17 protein-coding genes are annotated in these 17,237 nt (G+C 58.1%); all 17 read right to left on the reverse strand.

Going from position 1 to position 17,237, the window contains the following annotated elements:
* The gene (locus tag ABIE59_RS10740; RefSeq protein ID WP_354446771.1) at window positions 1–3,324 is read right to left on the reverse strand and encodes a DUF6701 domain-containing protein; all 3,324 of its coding nucleotides are present in this window, start codon (window positions 3,322–3,324) and stop codon (window positions 1–3) included.
* A gap of 396 nt (window positions 3,325–3,720) precedes the next feature.
* Window positions 3,721–4,506 (reverse strand): PulJ/GspJ family protein, encoded by a 786-nt coding sequence (locus tag ABIE59_RS10745; protein WP_354446773.1) that lies wholly within the window; start codon window positions 4,504–4,506, stop codon window positions 3,721–3,723.
* Entirely contained in the window at window positions 4,506–5,024 is a 519-nt protein-coding gene (locus ABIE59_RS10750) for a type IV pilus modification PilV family protein (protein ID WP_354446775.1), read from the reverse strand. The genes ABIE59_RS10745 and ABIE59_RS10750 overlap by 1 nt, the downstream gene beginning before the upstream one ends.
* Window positions 5,021–5,503: a type IV pilin protein gene (locus ABIE59_RS10755; protein ID WP_502915349.1), complete on the reverse strand. Its 483-nt coding sequence runs from the start codon at window positions 5,501–5,503 to the stop codon at window positions 5,021–5,023. Before ABIE59_RS10755 ends, ABIE59_RS10750 begins: the two co-directional genes overlap by 4 nt.
* Before the next feature lie 99 nt (window positions 5,504–5,602).
* A complete protein-coding gene (locus tag ABIE59_RS10760) occupies window positions 5,603–6,082 on the reverse strand; it encodes a prepilin-type N-terminal cleavage/methylation domain-containing protein (protein WP_354446779.1) in 480 nt (159 codons plus the stop codon).
* A gap of 38 nt (window positions 6,083–6,120) precedes the next feature.
* Window positions 6,121–6,642 carry a prepilin-type N-terminal cleavage/methylation domain-containing protein gene (locus ABIE59_RS10765; protein WP_354446781.1) on the reverse strand — a complete coding sequence of 174 codons (522 nt, stop codon included), beginning with the start codon at window positions 6,640–6,642 and terminating at the stop codon, window positions 6,121–6,123.
* Between the two features lie 38 nt (window positions 6,643–6,680).
* Window positions 6,681–7,262: a hypothetical protein gene (locus tag ABIE59_RS10770; protein ID WP_354446783.1), complete on the reverse strand. Its 582-nt coding sequence runs from the start codon at window positions 7,260–7,262 to the stop codon at window positions 6,681–6,683.
* Window positions 7,262–8,491, reverse strand: a complete 1,230-nt coding sequence (locus ABIE59_RS10775; protein ID WP_058090017.1) for a type II secretion system F family protein — start codon at window positions 8,489–8,491, stop codon at window positions 7,262–7,264. The genes ABIE59_RS10770 and ABIE59_RS10775 overlap by 1 nt, the downstream gene beginning before the upstream one ends.
* The gene (locus ABIE59_RS10780) at window positions 8,491–10,257 is read right to left on the reverse strand and encodes a GspE/PulE family protein (protein ID WP_354446786.1); all 1,767 of its coding nucleotides are present in this window, start codon (window positions 10,255–10,257) and stop codon (window positions 8,491–8,493) included. Before ABIE59_RS10780 ends, ABIE59_RS10775 begins: the two co-directional genes overlap by 1 nt.
* Window positions 10,254–11,348: a tetratricopeptide repeat protein gene (locus ABIE59_RS10785; RefSeq protein ID WP_354446788.1), complete on the reverse strand. Its 1,095-nt coding sequence runs from the start codon at window positions 11,346–11,348 to the stop codon at window positions 10,254–10,256. Before ABIE59_RS10785 ends, ABIE59_RS10780 begins: the two co-directional genes overlap by 4 nt.
* Window positions 11,345–12,184, reverse strand: a complete 840-nt coding sequence (locus tag ABIE59_RS10790) for an ExeA family protein (protein WP_354446790.1) — start codon at window positions 12,182–12,184, stop codon at window positions 11,345–11,347. The genes ABIE59_RS10785 and ABIE59_RS10790 overlap by 4 nt, the downstream gene beginning before the upstream one ends.
* Complete coding sequence (gene mshL / locus ABIE59_RS10795) at window positions 12,184–13,890, reverse strand: pilus (MSHA type) biogenesis protein MshL (protein ID WP_354446792.1); 1,707 nt, start codon at window positions 13,888–13,890, stop codon at window positions 12,184–12,186. The genes ABIE59_RS10790 and mshL overlap by 1 nt, the downstream gene beginning before the upstream one ends.
* A complete protein-coding gene (locus tag ABIE59_RS10800; protein ID WP_354446794.1) occupies window positions 13,887–14,216 on the reverse strand; it encodes a hypothetical protein in 330 nt (109 codons plus the stop codon). Before ABIE59_RS10800 ends, mshL begins: the two co-directional genes overlap by 4 nt.
* A gap of 1 nt (window position 14,217) precedes the next feature.
* Window positions 14,218–14,895: a type II secretion system protein GspM gene (locus tag ABIE59_RS10805; protein ID WP_354446796.1), complete on the reverse strand. Its 678-nt coding sequence runs from the start codon at window positions 14,893–14,895 to the stop codon at window positions 14,218–14,220.
* Window positions 14,892–15,512 (reverse strand): PilN domain-containing protein, encoded by a 621-nt coding sequence (locus ABIE59_RS10810; protein ID WP_354446798.1) that lies wholly within the window; start codon window positions 15,510–15,512, stop codon window positions 14,892–14,894. Before ABIE59_RS10810 ends, ABIE59_RS10805 begins: the two co-directional genes overlap by 4 nt.
* Window positions 15,509–16,432, reverse strand: coding sequence for a biogenesis protein MshI (locus ABIE59_RS10815; protein ID WP_354446800.1), 924 nt, complete (start codon window positions 16,430–16,432; stop codon window positions 15,509–15,511). Before ABIE59_RS10815 ends, ABIE59_RS10810 begins: the two co-directional genes overlap by 4 nt.
* A gap of 212 nt (window positions 16,433–16,644) precedes the next feature.
* The gene (gene ssb, locus ABIE59_RS10820; protein WP_354446802.1) at window positions 16,645–17,184 is read right to left on the reverse strand and encodes a single-stranded DNA-binding protein; all 540 of its coding nucleotides are present in this window, start codon (window positions 17,182–17,184) and stop codon (window positions 16,645–16,647) included.
* Between the last annotated feature and the right edge of the window lie 53 nt (window positions 17,185–17,237).

Below are 17,237 nucleotides of genomic sequence, written 5' to 3' on the forward strand. Positions count from 1 at the left end.
TCAGTTGGCGGGCACTTCCCGCCAGTAGATGATACGGTCGTTGCCTCGGTAGACGCCGAAGGTGGCCCAGGCGTAGGGGTTCACCAGGCTGTCGGGGTTATCTGCATCCCAGAAGTCTTTCAACCAGTCGTTGCCGACATCCAGCTCTACGAGAATCCCCCTTGCCTGAGGGGACTCCGAGCCTGACGGGCTCGGCGCGGACAACTTCAGCCTGTAATCTTCCGTGCTTGTGACCAGAGGTTGGCCATTTTCAAGGTTGAGTTGTGCTTCAGCCACGCCAACCACGCCAGTTTGGCCGCTAGCCAATGCGGATTCACTGAAATCAACCGTGACATTTTCCGGTAAATCGTAGAACCAGCAGGTTTCTTGCTCGTGCAGCCTGAAGCCACCGTTATCAAAGACTTCCGCACGCAGGGGTATCAGGAGCTCCAGGTTCTCCGGCCCATAGGCGTTATCCAACACCACCCGCCCGTAACGGATTTCAAAGTCCGCCTCGGGCGTAAACGCCCGCGGTAAGTCCTCGACGGGGTTGAGTATTGTCACTCCATCAGCGTCAATCAGGCTTTCAAGGCTAAAGACAAGCTGTGGGTTGTATGCACCCACTCTTGCATTCCTGGTTTTGGGATAACGAAACTCATCATCAAGAGCGAAACCGTAAATCAGATCACCATCGGTGCCCGGTGCCAGGGTCGGTAATGCAAAAACAGCTTCGGCCTCCAGCGGTGCCTCATCAACGCCCACCGCGCTGTCATCCTCAGCAGGGAACTCTGCAAAAACAAAGTCATTCGAGCCCAGGCGCTGGAAGACCGTGCCAGCGTAGTTCTGGACCGCACCCCCGGTCCGGTTTTTGGGACTGACAATGATCTCCGGTGCCATGTCCCATCCAAAAGGCTCGCCTGTGTACACCCAACCCCGGTCAGCTGTGCAAGAGGTTCTGTCTGAAACCAGAGGCTGGCTACTAAAGCGCCCTGGATCTATGGCAATGTCAAACCACGCGGGGATAAAACGACCTACATAGGGAACAGGAACACCAGGCACATCCTCCGTGCCCAAATAGGCACCACTGCTCAAAGAGGGCTCCAGTGCAAAAGTACCGACTTCCGGCCAGGAAAATTCCCCGCAACCTTTTCCACCCTGGGGATCCGAACAAGACTGACCGAACTCGCCCAGCTCACCCTCCAAATCCGCAAGATTTGGGAGGGAAAAACCAGCGGCTTGTGCCACGGAAAGAGCAACCGCTTCGATGGGCACTTCCCGGCCAAAATTGGGTGTGCGCTCTCCCAATGCGTTCAATGCTTGAACCTCGATTTGGAATGGATCGCCGGCGACTCTAAACACATTGGTGTCTGTTACATCAGGGCTCTCGGGATTACCGGGTACCGCTACATCAAATCGGTCAGGCCGGGCAATGAAACTGCCAGCGCCCTCCATCACAAGCCCCTCCTCTTCACCCACCCCGCTATAACTTGCCTGCAAACGCATCGCCCCAACGTCTCGATAACGAAGCGGGAAGATTGAAGCTCCGGATTCATCAAAATCAAGTTCCAGAGTGTTGCCAGACAATTCCACACCTGAACTTTCAGGCCACATGTCCCCTGTGAGCGGATTCTGATAAGTGGAAGTGAACCTAACACTCCTTTCCCCAGTGAATGCAGGAACGCACTGCCCAGGATCGGTTTCGCCCGCCTTTACGGCAAAGATCGAAGCCTGAACCTCTTCCGCAGATATATGGTTCGGAACGTTAACGATAAAGCCCGAATCCGAAAATAGAATCTCACAACTGCTTTCGATCGCAGACCGATCCGCAAAACATCTCACTGGGGGCGTGCCGGCTGGGTTTACCGTCGACGCCGTAATCCCCAATGAAACTGCGCCTGGTTCTGTAGAGCGAAAGGCAAGGTCGTCCGTTTCACCCAGAAAGCTTACATTGCTTCCAGACAACCAACCGCCAACGGGAGAAAGTGAAACAGTCACCGGCTCACTGAATAATTCAGTACAACCCGGATTACTGCAGGCACGAACCCTCAACGCTTGAGCCGGGGTGCAGGTTAAGGCAGTTGATGGGTGGAAAATCCTGAAATGATCAAGGGACACTTCAGGATCTTCGTTGATGCAGGCGCCTCCAAAGTCCGTTCGAGCGATCATCTGCCTTTCGAAAGTGACGTCCGAACTCACGAGCCCCGAAATGCTTCCCTCTGACGCTATGGCGCCAACTAAAACCGGGTTCTGGTTAAACTCTACATCACCAGTTACATACACAATTGCGTTGAGGTTTGCATTATTCTTGAACTCAAGATTTCCATCGACAATCAGCAATAGGTCACTCGGGTCTCCACCAGCATTCATCGAGAAATTATTCCCGCTGATAATCAAGTCTCCATCCACAATTACCCGGGCCGAACCATCTACTGAGAAGTTAATGTTATTTTGGTTTTGCGCGAACTCACGAGGTGGGTAAACGTGGTTACCAGCAGTTATGACGAAATTTCCGGGCCACGGTGTCCGATTTCTTGGGCCAAAAAGATCCAAGTCCAAGCGATTCCCCACATCAAGATTCGCGTTGATCCCGGTATCAGATGAATAAATAGCGGAGCACAGCGCCACAGGCTGCCAGGAAACACGAATTTGTCCATGGCCGCCCCGGCCCGGAGCTGAACCAAACAGACCAGCGCCAGCAGCCCCTCCGCCGCCTCCAGGAGACTCTCCCGGTTCACCATCACCGCCAAAGATCAGAAGCGCTGTTCCTCCTTCCGAACCACCACTCCCCCCCTCAAACGGTGCAATAGCTCCAGCACCAGCTGTAGCCGAGAGTCCGTTTGACAGACTGCCAGCAGATGACCCGCCACCGCCTCCGCGGGCACCAATACCAAAAAAACCCGTCGTACCCTCAGCGCCATCCCCACCAGTGTACAAACCAAAGGTACTACCAGCAGCACCTGCGCGGGTTCCCCCATTTCTACCACTAGAGCCGCCCCCGGCCGATAACTCACCGGGCGACAAGAACCAGCTAGCCTCTCCGGGAGATTCACTCGCTGGAGCTGCACCACGACCAACAAAATACGGCACGCTGTCACCCGGGCCAACTATGATAGTTCCCTTGTTGTAAGCGCCGCCGCCACCACCGCCCCGGGCTGGTCCACCTCCACTGCCACCGGCACCCCATACTTCAACCGTGATTCTGCTGACTCCCGATGGCACTTCAAATTGACCTGCACCAGGTTCGGTATAAATAACGGATTCTTGCGCCAATATCAGGCCCGGCGCGATCAGGAGAACAAAAATCAAGTTGACTGGAGATCTCAGCAAGCGAGATAGAAAAGTCATCTGAGCCTCACCTCTACGGCACGCTCTGCCCCATCAGTCCCCGTTCCACAAGTGCCTGAGCTTGTTATCAGAAGAGAGCCTGAAACACCTCCAATCTCGGAACATGAAATTTCGCTGAAACAGGATGAGAGACCTCCGGCCTCATAATCTACTGTTCCGACGGGCGCCGCTCCGCATGATAAAAGTGAACTGTCACCTTGAGAGAGCAGCTCCGACAAAGCCACCTGCGCCCCACTCTCCGCCGCAAAAAACGCTCGCTGTGACTGGATCTGCAAGCTGACCGATTTGCCGGAACTTTCCTGCAGCTGCGCCATGCCGATGACCAGCAGGGCCAAAACGGTAATGATAAAAATGGCGATGGGCAGGCCCGCGCCGGTTTGTTTTCGAGGTATGGGTTTAGGGCACATTGCGGATTTGCACCTCCTGGCTCACACGGGTGGTTTCGCCGCCGCCCTGATTAACCAGCTCAAATTCAAAGTTCACCACGGCGGCCCGGCGCAGTGATGGTGGCGTTACTCGCAGATTGAATGAACCGTTGACCAGATTCGCGCTCATCACTTCCCGGGTTCCACTGCCTCCGCTCAGAGCGGCTGCCGAAGGCTGGGCACCGCTTGGCGTGTAGCCACTGAATCGGTAAAGCCATGGCCCCATTTGGCAGATGCTGACGGGCGAGGCAATGGCATACAGGCGTTTCTGCGGGGAGCGTTCGCGAAAGCGATGGCTGGCAGAAAGTTCGACCGTTGTATCGCTAGCCGCCACTGCATTAATAGCTGGTGAAACCGGCCCTGGATCGGAGGTGCCGTAGAGATCGAACTGGGCCGAGCCGTAGCCATACACCACCAGCCGGGCGCCGGAGGGGACAGCTCGGCCGAAGGGTACTATGCTCACGTCATCAAAGCCTGGGCCTGTTGTCAGGGATTCATAGCCGGTGCCGGCGATCACCGGCAGCCATTCCAGACATTCGCCGTTCTCGCGAACGGACAGGGGAAACGCTTCGCGCACCTCCCGGGTGATTTGCTCACTGATCACCACGCCTTGCAGCGCACGCTGTTGCCGTTCACTGACATCAAGGGCTCCACGTGTGGACAGGGCGACAAACTGTACCGAGATGGTGGCCACAATGCCCAACAGCACGATGACCATCACCAGCTCAACCAGGGTGAACCCCTGTTGCCGGCGCATCAGAAATTCCCCCGGTAGGCACTGAACAGGTAGGCATTGCCGGACGGGTCGGTAACGATGATATCGATGCGTTTGGCTTCATGATTGCTCAGGCCCACTTCTGTGCCGGCACAGGCCACCGAAATAGACACCTGAAAATTGTTGTAGCCCGATAACGATTCCTCCTCGCTGTTCTCGGGCGGCGCGTTATTCAGAGTGTGATAATCGTCCACATCATTGAACGTGCGCCGTGTTTCGCCATCAGGCCCAAGGTTGTTGCAATCCGCGTCGCCGGCATCCACTGCTCCGCCGCCCACGGGAGAACCGTGGGCAAAGGATTTAGCGAGGATTTCGTCCATGTAGAGTTGCGACAATGCTACCGCACGGGTCTGATTCAAGGGATCAGCACTTCGGCCCGTGATCAAGGCAAAGGCACCAACGACGCCGGCGATGGCAATGCTGATAATGACAATGGTCATTACCAGCTCCACCAGGGTCGCGCCCTGCTGGCGAACACCGGGTCGCCGGAAAAACCTCATGAACAAGGCCCCTGATACACGGCGCCAAGGGAGCTCAGGCACAGGGTAAAGTCACTGTCGCCTGAGATCTGGAATTGGAGACTTTGCCCGCTAAACGGTGCCGCCAGGCGCCCCATTCGGTCAAAGTTGATGGTAAACCCGCCGCCAGGAATCGGAGTGAGCCCGGATTGACCGGCTACCTGATACGCCACACTGGCGCCCTCACGGCGGATGGAAAACAGCGAATCCGCCGCCTCGAACTCAAAAGCATTCGAGGTTTGGCGGATGGTTACGGAATTGGAGGGATTGCCCGCCAGCGCTGCTTGTTGGGCAAGCAACGTGGCGGAGGCTAGTTGTTGGGTGGCCAACAAGGGAGAGAAAGCGGTGTTTCTGGTAAACAGGCCGACTCCCAGGGCGGAAAGTACGCCGATAAGGATAATGACCATCAGTAATTCAACCAGGGTAAATCCCGAGGCCCAAGTAGCACTCACGGTCCTCATGCCCCCTCCATAACTCCGATTGAAGTCGGGTTAGTTAACCACTTTTTGATATGAAAGCTGAGGGCAACGGCTTGCCCTCAATAACCATCCCCCGCCCGATTAACAGTCAGTTACGTCTACCGTGATGACCGGCGCAGTGTCAGCATCTGCTGCCGCGGTAAAGGAAACCTGACAGTTAGCGGGAGTCGCCGCACCATTTGCGCGAACGATAATTGGATTCCCCGCGACCACCGTATAGTCATCGGCGTTGATCTGGGCAGCGTCTAGAATACCGGTCTGGGTCGCTGCGGGGTATCCGAACACGGTATCAACACTAGCACCATCAAGCTGGACAGTACCCGTGGCTGCAGCTGGATCACACGCTTGGCGAGCAAGACAGGCAGAACGGACGATAGAGTTAGCTGAACGAATTGCGCCTGCTGCCCCCTGTACAGTGCTGACCCGGGCATCCCCACCCAAATCCGCAAACCGCGGCAGAGCAAACGCCGCCAGAATACCCAAAATTACAATCACCATAACCAGTTCGATCAGGGTGAAACCTTTCTGCTTTCTTGTCTGAATTGCATTCATCATTGTCATTACCTCTTCTGGGGTCTACTCAAAATCGTTTTTCGATATCAGTTGATGACGGTCACTACGGAGCCGTCAGCGGTGTCGTAGGTGATGGTGCTGTTCTGGCCATCAAGCTGGTACTCGTATTCGCATGCGGTGGTGTTGGTCACAGAGGCCCAATACTCCGCGTTGGCGTTAGCGGCTGAGCGCTGGTCGATGGTCGGAGCGTTGGACTGCATCAGGCCCCGCCAGATCTGTACGCAGCGCGCCTGGTCCGGCGCTGTGGTCGTTCCGTCAGTTGAGGTGGCCCAACCATTTCCATTAACGGCCACATTGCCATCACCAAAACCATCAACAGCACTCACCGCTCCAGTCTGGCCATTCGCCACCCACTGAGCCTTAGCCAAAGCCACACCCGCACTCAACGCCCCGGCGGTACCCTTAATACTCGCCTGATGCGCCTGCTCCGAAAGCTGCGCAAACCTGGGCAGCGCAAACGCAGCCAGTATAGCCAGGATGGCAATCACCACCACCAGCTCGATCAGGGTAAAACCCTTTTGTTTTTGCTTGCTGTTGTACTTCATCATTCCTCAGCCCCTTGCCTGTGATCTGTCGTGTTATCCCGTCAGCGGCTGGCGTCCTGCCCGCTCACTGTGGTTTCTGTCAACGGCACCGGTGCCAGCTTCAGGCCGGTGGGCCGCTGTGCTTGCTCCCGCAGGTTATTCCGGCTGCAGTTTGCAAATTCGGTTGTCACTGTCCAGGCGAGGGGTTGGCCAGGTTCTGCAAGCTGCCCCTCAATGGTTATCGGCTGCTTTGGGTTATAAATTAACCAACCTTTGCCAACTTCGCCTGTTTCTTTTTGTTGCCCGAGGCGAAAGCACCAGTCACCTTGCTTCGCCCCCCCATCGCTACATATGCCCGCGTACATGGGCCATTGGTGGTCCAGCCAGCCGAAGGGGTTACGCCCTTCCAGCTCTTCCAGACTGCCCTGCCGGCTCAGCATGGTTTCGGCCCCTTTCACCACCAGTGCCGAGCGCAACTGACTCAACACCATGTTCACGCTCTGTTGTTCCGCCCGCTGCAGCTCGCCTTCCAGTTTGCCCAGCAATACCCACCAGAGAGTGAACAACACCAGCAGGGCCACAAACAACCGCAGGCGCCGGGCGTTAGCCAGCCCATTGCCGGAAGACCATGCGGGCTCGCGCACTAGCCGCGCCCCATGGCGGCAGCTCCCAGATCCCAGATGGGCAGGAACACCCCCAGCGCCAATATCAGTACCAGGATGCCCATGGCCACAATCAGGATGGGTTCGATGGATTCCGCCAGCCGTTTCAGGCCGTAGTCCACGTCCTCGTCGTAGAAATCCGCCACGTTGTTGAGCATGTCATCCACCGAGCCGGTTTCTTCCCCCACGGCAATCATCTGCAGGATCAGCGGGGTGAACATTTCGCTGGCGCGGGCGGTTCGCAGCAGGCTTTCGCCGCGCTCTATCCCGAGGCGCATATCCTTGATGTGGTGCGCTATCCAGGCGTTGTCTGTGGCATCGGCGACCACGGTCAAAGCGTGAGTCACCGGCATACCGGCTTTCAGCATGGTGGCAAAGTTACGGGCAAACCGGCTGAGGGTAATCAGTTCCAGAAGCGGGCCGATAATCGGGAGCTTCAGTTTGTAGCGGTCCCAGATTTCCCGCCCCTGTTCTGTCTGCTTCCACTGGCGCACGAGCACTCCGGCAGCGGCGAAACCAAACAACATCACATACCAGTAATTGAGCAGGAAGTTAGACGTACCCACCAAGACCTGGGTCAGGAAGGGCAAGTCGGCCCCCATGCGGCTGAACACCGAGGCAAACCGGGGAATGACGAGGAAGTTCACCACCATCAGGGCAGCAAGCAGGGCCACCACCACAAAGGTGGGGTATCGCAATGCCTGTTTTACCCGGCGTTTGGTGTCCCGTTCCAGTTCCAGGATTTCCGACAGTCGCTTGAACGCGTCATCCAGCATGCCCGTATTTTCGCCCACATGAATCATGGCAATGAACAGGTCGGAGAATACTTTCGGGTGCGCCTGCATAGCCGTAGCCATGGTGTTACCACCTTCCAGGCGATTGGTGATGTCTTCCAGCACCTCGGCCAGAACCGGTGAACGGGAGGTTTCCGCCAACCCACGCATGGTGCGGATCAGCGGGATGCCCGCTTTGGTAAGCGCATGCATTTGCCGGCAGAATACGATCAGTTCATCCAGCGTTACTTTTTTCCGGAAGATGGCCAGGTTATTTACCCGGTCCATGCCGGATTGGGTTTGCACCTGTTCCTGAATGGCCAAAGGGGTAATACCACGGCGCATCAGCTCGCTGGCTGCCGCATCCACATTGGCGGCGGTCAGTGAACCCTGCTGGACAACCCCACGGTTGTCTTTACCCCGGTAGCTGAACTGCATCAGTCGTCTACCCCTATGGCGCTGTCGGCAGACAGGTCGTCACCTTCCAGCAATACTCCTTCGGTGGTTGCCGCCACCCGTGCAACCTCTTGTAAAGAGGTCACGCCCTGCAGGGCATAATCCATGGCGCACTGGCCAAGCGGTCGGAACAACGGGCTCCTGCGGGCAGCCCGGGTAAAATCAGACACATCTTTTCTGCGCAGGGCATCCAGCATGTCTTCGTTCATTTCCAGCATTTCGTAAACGCCCACCCGGCCCTTGTAACCGGTGTTGCTGCATTGGTAGCAGCCGCGGCCGTGCACAAAGCCGGCCTCGATATCCAGTGGCTCCAGGTCGAAAGACTGCAGCCACACCAGTTCCTGCTCGGTGGGCTGGTAGGTTTCCTTACAGTTGTCACACACCCGGCGCACCAGCCGCTGGGCCACCACGCCCAGCAGGGAGCTGGCCACCAGAAACGGCTCGGCGCCCATATCGATCAAACGCATGGCACTGCTGATGGAATCGTTGGTGTGCAGGGTAGACAACACCAGGTGGCCGGTCATGGCGGCACGCAGGCCGATTTCCACGGTTTCATGGTCCCGCATTTCGCCTACGAGGATGATGTCCGGGTCTTGTCGCAGGGCAGAGCGCAACACCGTGGCGAACTCCAGCCCGATTTTCGGGTTTACCTGCACCTGCGTGATGCGCGGCAATCGGTATTCCACCGGGTCTTCGGCGGTGATGATCTTCACTTCCGCCTTGTTCAACTCTGTCAGGGCACCGTACAGGGTAGTGGTTTTACCACTGCCGGTGGGGCCGGTGACCAGAATCATGCCGTGGGGTTTTTTGATCAGCTTGCGGAATCGCTCCAGCAGGTGCGGCGGCATGCCGGTGCTTTCCAGGTCGAGGGTGCCCTGGCTCTGATCCAGCAAACGCATTACCACCGATTCGCCGTACTGAACCGGCATGGTAGATACCCGCACATCAATGCTGCGGCCTTTCACACGCACGTTGAAGCGGCCATCCTGGGGCAGGCGTTTCTCTGAGATATTGAGCCCGGCCATCAGCTTCAGGCGCAGAACAAGCGCAGCATTCACGCGCTTTTCTTTCATCACCTGCTCTTGCAGTACGCCATCAATCCGCTGGCGAATGCGCACGACGGTCTCGTCGGGCTCGATATGGATATCCGAGCTTCTGGCCTGCACAGCATCTTCGAACAGGGTCTGCAGCAGTTTGACCACCGGTGCGTCGGCGCTCTCGGACTCCGCTGACAAGTCTGCCAGGTCGAATGCGTCATCACCCAGCTCGTCTTCCAGTTCTTCTGCCAGGGAGGCGATTTCATCAGTGCGGCGGTAGACCAGGTCGAGCGTATTCAGCAGTTCGCTTTCCCGGACCACCGCCTGTTTGATGGGCTGCTTGAGCACCCGTACCAGTTCGTCGTAGGCGAAGATATCCAGCGGGTCGGCCATGCCCACCAGCAACTCACCGCCCTGCTCCGCCAGCACAATGGCCCGGAATCGGCGGGCCATGGCTTCCGGCAGCTTTTTCACCAGTTCGTTGTTGAACTGGTAGTGGCGCAGCTGAACAAAGGGCACGTCTAACTGGCGAGACAGAATGTTGAGCAGGTTATCCTCGTCCACGTACCCCAGATCAATCAGGGTACGCCCCAGCTTTCGCCCGGTACTTTTCTGCTCACGCAGGGCGGTCATCAGCTGTTGTTCAGTGATGACGTCATTCTGAACCAGCAGGTCGCCTATGCGGATTTTCTTTTTCGGTTCCGTACTCATGATTCCGCCTGCAAGACTGAGATGCGTTGCCGTGCGTAGTCCGCCAGCGAGGCGGATAATCCGGGCATGGCCGCAGCCTGGGTATAGGCCTGAAGCGCACTTCGGTTGCGCCCGCCAGTTTCCAGCGCAATGGCCAGGCCCAGCCACCAGGCGCCCTGGCTGTCATCGTGGGCAATCAACTCCGACCAGTGGCCAGCGGATTCGTCTGCCTCTCCGGCCTGCTGTAAGAGGGTTGCCAGGGTAATACGATATTCAACTTGCTCGGCCACCGGTGGCACGCGGGCCTGCAGGGTGGCCAGCGCCAGGGTTAGGTCACCCTGCGCTAATTGGGCCCGGGCTTTCAGCAATCTCAAGCCGGTATACTCTTTGGTCACGGAATCCGGCAACCACTCCAGGGCTCGCCCGGGCATATCCAGTACCAGCATTTCCCGGGCAAAAGTTTCCCGGCTTTGTGGGGCTGGCTGACGGTCGGTCAGTTCCGCCAGGATCCGTTCAGCCTCACCATTACGGCCCGATGCCAACATACTTGCCAATTCACGACTGGTACGCAGGTCCACCGCTTCCGGTGTTTCCCGTTGCTGTTTTACCGATGTTTCCGGGGCCCGGCTCTCGGTGTGCGCCTCAGGCGCAGAGGGTTGTGGCTGAGTTTGCGCCGCCTGGATAACGTCGGGCTCACTCTCGGCCGCTGCGGGTTCCCTATCGGTCGGCCTCAATGGCTCCGGCGCAGTCTCGGTTACCAGCGCCACCTCGACAGGCGGAGCAGCAGGCGTCGATGGTTCGGTTCTGGCTGCAGGCTCAGCAAGCACAGGTTCAACAATTGCCTGCGGCTGAGCGGTTGTCTCAGTCATTTCCTTCCGTTCAGGCGTCGGCTCGACGGTGGCGACAACAGCCGGCTCTTCCGAATCACCCGACAGCAACCACCAGGCGATCGCGCCACTGATCAGCGCCAGTGCCAGAATCAATAGAATGATCACCGGCGCCCGGGACCGCCCTGCACTCTGAGCCATCGGCTGGCCAGTATAGGCGCCGGCCACACGGTTCTGATTCTGGCGTTCCTCGGCAGCCCGCAGGGCATCGTTCAGCAAACTCACACCCACCTCCGGAACCAGCCAACCGGGCGCGCACTTTCTGTGTCTTTCACCGCTTGCAGAGCGTGCTTTCTGGCTACTTGCCGCTCGCCCCGCCCCCAGGCCGCCAGCATGGACTTATGGGCCAGGACATTGACCAGCCGGGGAATACCGCCGGATGAGCGCCAGATGACTTTTAATGCTGCCGGAGCAAAAATGTCCGCTCCGTTGTAGCCGGCCTGGGCGAGACGATGCCGAAGATACTGGGCTACGGAATCCTGGCCCAGTGGCTGCAGCCGGGTCTGGAAGGTAATTCTCTGGCGCAACTGGCGAAGGCTGTCCTTCGCCAGCAAGGTATCCAGTTCCGGCTGGCCAAACAGCACAATCTGCAACAGCCGGGTGCTTTCGGTTTCCAGGTTGGTCAGCAGCCGCAGCGCTTCAATGGTTTCTTCCGGCATGGCCTGGGCTTCATCAATCACCAGTACCGCCGGGCTTTGTTCCATGGCCAGAGCAATCAATCGCTGGTTCAGTGCCTTGAGAATCTGGTGGCCGTTGTTGCAACCCGCTACGTCGACACCCAACTCCTCTGCAACTGCCTCATAGAGCGTCTCGGGCGGCAAGTTTGGATTGGGGATGTAGGCGGTGCAGGCGGTCTTGTCCAGTTCGTTGAGCAGCAAGCGGCAGAGCAGCGTCTTGCCGGTGCCCACTTCACCGGTCACCTTGATAAAGCCTTCCCGCTGCTGAAGCGCCACCAATAGCAGTTCCAGAGCGTCGGCATGGCTGGGCGCCCGGAGGAAATACCGGGTGTTTGGCGTCAGTGCGAACGGTGCTTCCTGCAGTCCAAAGTGGCTTTCGTACATCAGCGAGGGGCCGTCTCCGCCTGGGGCTTGACCGACTCAGCCGAGTTCAGCAGATCCCTCAGCACGCTCATCCGCTCCCGGCTGGCCTGAACATCCGCCTGCATCTGGCCGGCGTTCGCCACCACTGGCCGTATCAGGATGACCAGCTCGCTCTTGCGGGATTCAAAGCGACGCTGCTTGAACAATTCACCCACCAGCGGAATGTCGCTGAAGAAGGGTACGGCAGAGGTGGTGTCTTCACTGGTGTCCTGAATCAAACCACCGATCACCACGATCTGCCCGCTTTCTGCGCGAATAACACTGTCTGTCTCACGCACGGTGCTGCGCGCCAGAGGCAAGGTGACATCCCGCTCGCCGATGGTGATGACCTTTTCCTGGTCATTCACTTCGCTGACTGACGGGTGTACGTGCAGTGTTATCGCGCCGCTGTCGGAAATCTGTGGAGTAACGTCCAGAGAAATACCGGAGAAGAACGGTGTCAGCTCCACCGAGGTCGAGGTTCTGTCGGTGGCGGTCACGGCCGAGTTGTTGTCGTTGAAATCAATATCGGTCACGAAGAACTCGTCAGTACCTACTTTGATAACGGCTTTCTGGTTATTGATGGTAGAGATTCTCGGGCTGGACAGAATCTGAACGTTACCCTGCTGGCCCAACAGTTGGATCAGGCCTGTAAAATCGCCGGCGCTCACTGTGGCGGAGAACAACCCGCCAATATCCGGGGTGCGGATCGGCTGCCCCCCCAAAGACTGCGCGGTGAAATAGTCAGCACGGCCGGCAGAGCTCTGTACGTCGGCCCAGTTAATGCCCTGCTGGTAACCCTCGTTCAGGGTAACTTCCAGGATTTTCGCTTCGAGAACAACCTGGCGTTGCATGATCAGCTCCGTCCGGTGAAGGTAATCCTCCACCATTCGCAAATCGTCAGCGCCCGCCCGAACCATCACCAGGCCGGCACCGGGGTTCACCACCACCTGACCATCGTTACCCACGATCATAGCCACCGTCTGGCGAATATCCCGCCAGAAGTCAGACTCGGTATCGGTCGAAATGGTGGTACCTACCAGGTTTCGTGTTTCGTTACCGGTGCTGGAATTGGCGTTGGCGCTGCTATTGCCGTTGGCCCGGGCGCTGCTGACCTGGCCCGAACTGACACGGGTTTCAGAGCCACCACGGCGCTTGAAGTGAAGATAATCGATCGGAAACAACCGCGTCTGTACCTGGTCTTCCGCCACCCGGAACAGCCGGCCATTGCGCTGGATATCCAGGCCGTACAAGTCCGCGGCAATGTCCATCACCTCCGGCACGGTGACATCGCTCAGGCGCAGATCAACCAGAGCCGTAACGCCTGGATGGACCACAGCGTTGTATCGGGTGCCCTCCACCAGCGCTTCGAAGAAGCTGGCAGCGGGGATGCCCCGGGCGTTCACATCAAAGCGTTCATCCTGCTCCCGGGCGCTGGACAGTGGCGGCAACAGCTGACTGCTGATATCCGCCGCCGATGCCTGGCCCGGCCCACCGGATGCACCGCCGGGGGCAGGGGTCTGCCGCTGCGCCTCGGCCAGCGCTTGATCAATCTGGTCGGCTACGTCTGTTGAAGTCGCCGCTGAAGTGCGCATCAACGGGTTGTTGGCACAGGCAACCAGTGCCAATGAAATCATGGCGGCTGCGAGAGGTCTGAATGTTGTCATCATGGTCCGACTGTCTGTCATGGCGTTCTCCGCACCTGGGGGAGCGGTTCCGGATACAGGGTTCTGGCTTGGCCGCGATCTGTTACTTCCACCCGATCCTTAAAGATACGGCGCACACGGATGTTGTCGTGGCTGTCGCCCTCTTTCAGGGCCACCCCCTCAATAACGGCAATACGCCGTTCCTTGCCCAACAGGATCGAGCCCAGCCGGATCTCCCGCTCCGGCGATGCCACCACCGACTGCGAGTCAGCACCGGGAGGCCGGGTCGGATCTTGCAAGGCATAGGCCTGGAGCGAGGCCAGCGACACCAGCATAATCGTCAAACCTCTGAACAAAGGATGTGCCATCTCAAACTCCCAGCCAGGCGGCATCGAGGCTCAAGGTACGCACCCGGATGGTAGCTTCACCCTTGGGCCAGGCACCGGCCTGATAGTCCAACTGCATCCATCCCAGGCGCTCGTCCATGGCTTCCAGCCGCTGCAGATACGACAGCACCTCGAGATAACCTCCACGGACGGTCAGCTCCACATCATGAGCAAAAAGCAACGGTTCTGCGGCCTGTCGATCCCCGGCCTCTGGCTGGGCACCATCATAAACCGGTGTTGGCTTGCGCAATATCATGGACTCCAACTGCAAGCCCTGCTGAGCCGAGAGCATATCCCGCAACAGCGTGACCATGTCCCGGGGTGCGATCAACTGCCCGGTGGTTTCGGTGATCTGCTGGTCCAGCCGCTCCAGACGGTTTTGCCGTGTCGCCAGGCGCTGACGCAATTCTTCAGACGGGTCGCTGGCCAACTGATTACTGAGGGTTTCCTGCTGGCTGAGCAGACTGTTCTGTGTGGCCGTTAGCGCCTGCACACGGTTATTGAGTTGCTGCTGCCGGGTTTCCACCGGGGTCACCAACAGTTCCCAGCCGGCCACGAAAACCAGCACACAGGCGGTCACAACGATCAAAACCCGCTCGCGAACCGGGCGATCGTTATACCATTGGGCCGTCGTGGCCAATGAATCTGTGAACCTGCTCATCTCATCGACTCCCCGCCCGGCTCTGTTGCAACACGAAACTCTACCCATTGGCGATCGGCTTCGGCATCGGGCCGCTGCAACCAAAAATCACCAAAAGTTTCACCTGTAAACGCCGGCTCTTCGCCCAGACGCGCAAGGTAGCCGGGAACCAGCTCGGCCGACCGGGTTCTGCCTTCAAGACGCATGGTGGAAGGAAGCGACTGCAAGCGCACAGCTGTCAGCCACAGATCCTCTGGCACCTGGCGGGCCAGCGCCGAAAGCCTCCCGGAAAAACCACCATGGTTGTGGGTTGCCAGCCCCTCCACCCGCTCAAGCAGGCGCTGCCGGCGGGCAATGGTCTCTGTGATCCGCGCCAGCGACGCTTCCAGGTCAGCGTCTGGCTGCCGGGCCTGAACCTGACCAGCCATGCTGGCAACCGCCGACTCCAGGTTCCGATTCTGTTGTTCAAGTCGCTCTACCTGCTGCTCCAGGGCCTGATTGTGCCAGCGGCCGAAAGCCATTGCGGCCACAAGCATGACCAGCACGATCCCCACCATCGTACCCGCAGTACCGGCGTGCAGCCGCTGCCTGGTGGGGCGAAGTTCCGGGGTATACAGGTTCACCTGTTGATTGATCATGCCCGACTCCACTGGCCAAGCGCCGCACTCCAGGCGGGCAGGCATCGACTATCAAGCGCGTCAGACAAACCAAACTGGCTCCACTCGGGCACCTCGATACCCGCCGCCATGTAGGACGACAGCATGGAATTCAGCGGCAGTACCGAATCCCGGGCGACCAGTTGGATGGTTGAAGGTGGCACCTGGCCGAGCTGGCTTTCGAAATAGTCCATGGAACGCTGAATCTCCAGTGCCAGAGACTGCACGGCATTCTCCTGACTGGAGGCATCTCGCAGATCATCATAAGACAACTCAAGACGCCGGGAGAGATACAGGGTGTTGCCCTGGCAGATAACCATCTGGCCATAGCGATCACGGAGGTGAACCAGAGCCACACCCCGATTCGACTGATCCAGGCGAGCCGCCAGGTTTCGAAGCGCCAGTTCGGCTATATCGATTCGATCCAGTTCAAGGCCTGCACCGGCAACCAGACCAATCAGTTCACGAACCAGCGACTTGCGGGCTGCAACAACGTTTACCAGCGGGCCACGCCCGCGGGACGCGTCTTCCGGAAAAGCAAATACATCCGACACGGCGTCGCCCGGGCTGAAATCCAGGAAGTCTTTGAGCTTCCACTTGAGCGCGTCGGCCAACTCACTGTCCTCGACACCCTCCGGACGCTCAACCTGAAACACCTGATATTGATCAATGGGCAGAACTAGCACCGCAGCCACACCTGTCCAGCCCTGCTCATCCACCAGCTTGTTGAGCGTTTCCTGCCGTTTGGCAGGCACGCACTCAACAAAGCCCACCGACTGACCGGACGAAGCAGAAGCTCTGGCCCAAGCAATACCGTCTGGGCGCACCTCAAGACACACCGGCTGGCCCAAAGGCTTGCGGCGGATCAGTTTTTGCAAAATCGTTACAAGGTTCAGGATCATGGATTCCCAGGTCGTGACCGCAGCTCTGCTGCCGGCCGGGCCGCACAAGGTGTTTAAATTATCGGCACTTTTTACACAGGCTTACATGATAGTTGAGAAAGTGAACGTAACTCTACGTTTCATCGGCTGATTTCACGGAAATTTTGCAACTCGTTAACAAAAAAGCCCGCGCTGAGCACGGGCTTTTTCGTTGGCGATGACCTGGGTCACATTCAGAACGGAATGTCGTCATCAAAATCATCAATCGGCTCAGGCATGCCACCGGCCTGCTGCCCCTGAGGGTTATACCCCCCCGACGGCTGCTGCGCCTGGCCACCCTGTTGCTGGGGCGGTGCATTATACTGACCCTGCGGTTGCTGCTGTGGCCGACCCTGAGGGGCGCCCTGGTTCATGCCGCCTTCGCCCCCGCGGCTGTCCAGCATCTGCATCTGGCCGTTGATATCCACCACAATCTCGGTAGTGTATACGTCCTGCCCTTCTTTATTCTGCCATTTGCGGGTTTGCAGGCGGCCTTCGATATACACCTTGGAACCTTTACGCAGATACTGGCCGGCCACTTCCGCAACCTTGCCAAACAGAACAACGCGGTGCCACTCGGTTCTTGGCACCAGCTGTCCGGTCTGTCGATCCTTGTAGCTTTCATCGGTAGCCAGGTTAAGGTTCACAACCGCGTTGCCGTTCGGGGTGTAGCGGGTATCCGGATCCTGCCCCAGATTACCAATGAGAATTACCTTGTTAATGCCTCGTGCCATCTTCTGCTCCTGATCGTTTTTCCTGAACACATGCCTTCCCTGCACGCGCCCCT

The organism is Marinobacter sp. MBR-99, from assembly GCF_040547575.1.
Classification (GTDB): Bacteria; Pseudomonadota; Gammaproteobacteria; order Pseudomonadales; family Oleiphilaceae; genus Marinobacter.

What these genes read in the sequence shown, in the direction of transcription:
- ABIE59_RS10780 (WP_354446786.1), bottom strand. Translation starts at nt 10,257, where the DNA reads ATGAGTACGGAACCGAAAAAGAAAATCCGCATAGGCGACCTGCTGGTT.
- ABIE59_RS10790 (WP_354446790.1), bottom strand. Translation starts at nt 12,184, where the DNA reads ATGTACGAAAGCCACTTTGGACTGCAGGAAGCACCGTTCGCACTGACG.
- ssb (WP_354446802.1), bottom strand. Translation starts at nt 17,184, where the DNA reads ATGGCACGAGGCATTAACAAGGTAATTCTCATTGGTAATCTGGGGCAG.
- ABIE59_RS10750 (WP_354446775.1), bottom strand. Translation starts at nt 5,024, where the DNA reads ATGAGGTTTTTCCGGCGACCCGGTGTTCGCCAGCAGGGCGCGACCCTG.
- ABIE59_RS10805 (WP_354446796.1), bottom strand. Translation starts at nt 14,895, where the DNA reads ATGAGCAGGTTCACAGATTCATTGGCCACGACGGCCCAATGGTATAAC.
- ABIE59_RS10760 (WP_354446779.1), bottom strand. Translation starts at nt 6,082, where the DNA reads ATGACAATGATGAATGCAATTCAGACAAGAAAGCAGAAAGGTTTCACC.
- ABIE59_RS10740 (WP_354446771.1), bottom strand. Translation starts at nt 3,324, where the DNA reads ATGACTTTTCTATCTCGCTTGCTGAGATCTCCAGTCAACTTGATTTTT.
- ABIE59_RS10755 (WP_502915349.1), bottom strand. Translation starts at nt 5,503, where the DNA reads ATGAGGACCGTGAGTGCTACTTGGGCCTCGGGATTTACCCTGGTTGAA.
- ABIE59_RS10800 (WP_354446794.1), bottom strand. Translation starts at nt 14,216, where the DNA reads ATGGCACATCCTTTGTTCAGAGGTTTGACGATTATGCTGGTGTCGCTG.
- ABIE59_RS10815 (WP_354446800.1), bottom strand. Translation starts at nt 16,432, where the DNA reads ATGATCCTGAACCTTGTAACGATTTTGCAAAAACTGATCCGCCGCAAG.
- ABIE59_RS10745 (WP_354446773.1), bottom strand. Translation starts at nt 4,506, where the DNA reads ATGCGCCGGCAACAGGGGTTCACCCTGGTTGAGCTGGTGATGGTCATC.
- ABIE59_RS10775 (WP_058090017.1), bottom strand. Translation starts at nt 8,491, where the DNA reads ATGCAGTTCAGCTACCGGGGTAAAGACAACCGTGGGGTTGTCCAGCAG.
- mshL (WP_354446792.1), bottom strand. Translation starts at nt 13,890, where the DNA reads ATGACAGACAGTCGGACCATGATGACAACATTCAGACCTCTCGCAGCC.
- ABIE59_RS10765 (WP_354446781.1), bottom strand. Translation starts at nt 6,642, where the DNA reads ATGATGAAGTACAACAGCAAGCAAAAACAAAAGGGTTTTACCCTGATC.
- ABIE59_RS10810 (WP_354446798.1), bottom strand. Translation starts at nt 15,512, where the DNA reads ATGATCAATCAACAGGTGAACCTGTATACCCCGGAACTTCGCCCCACC.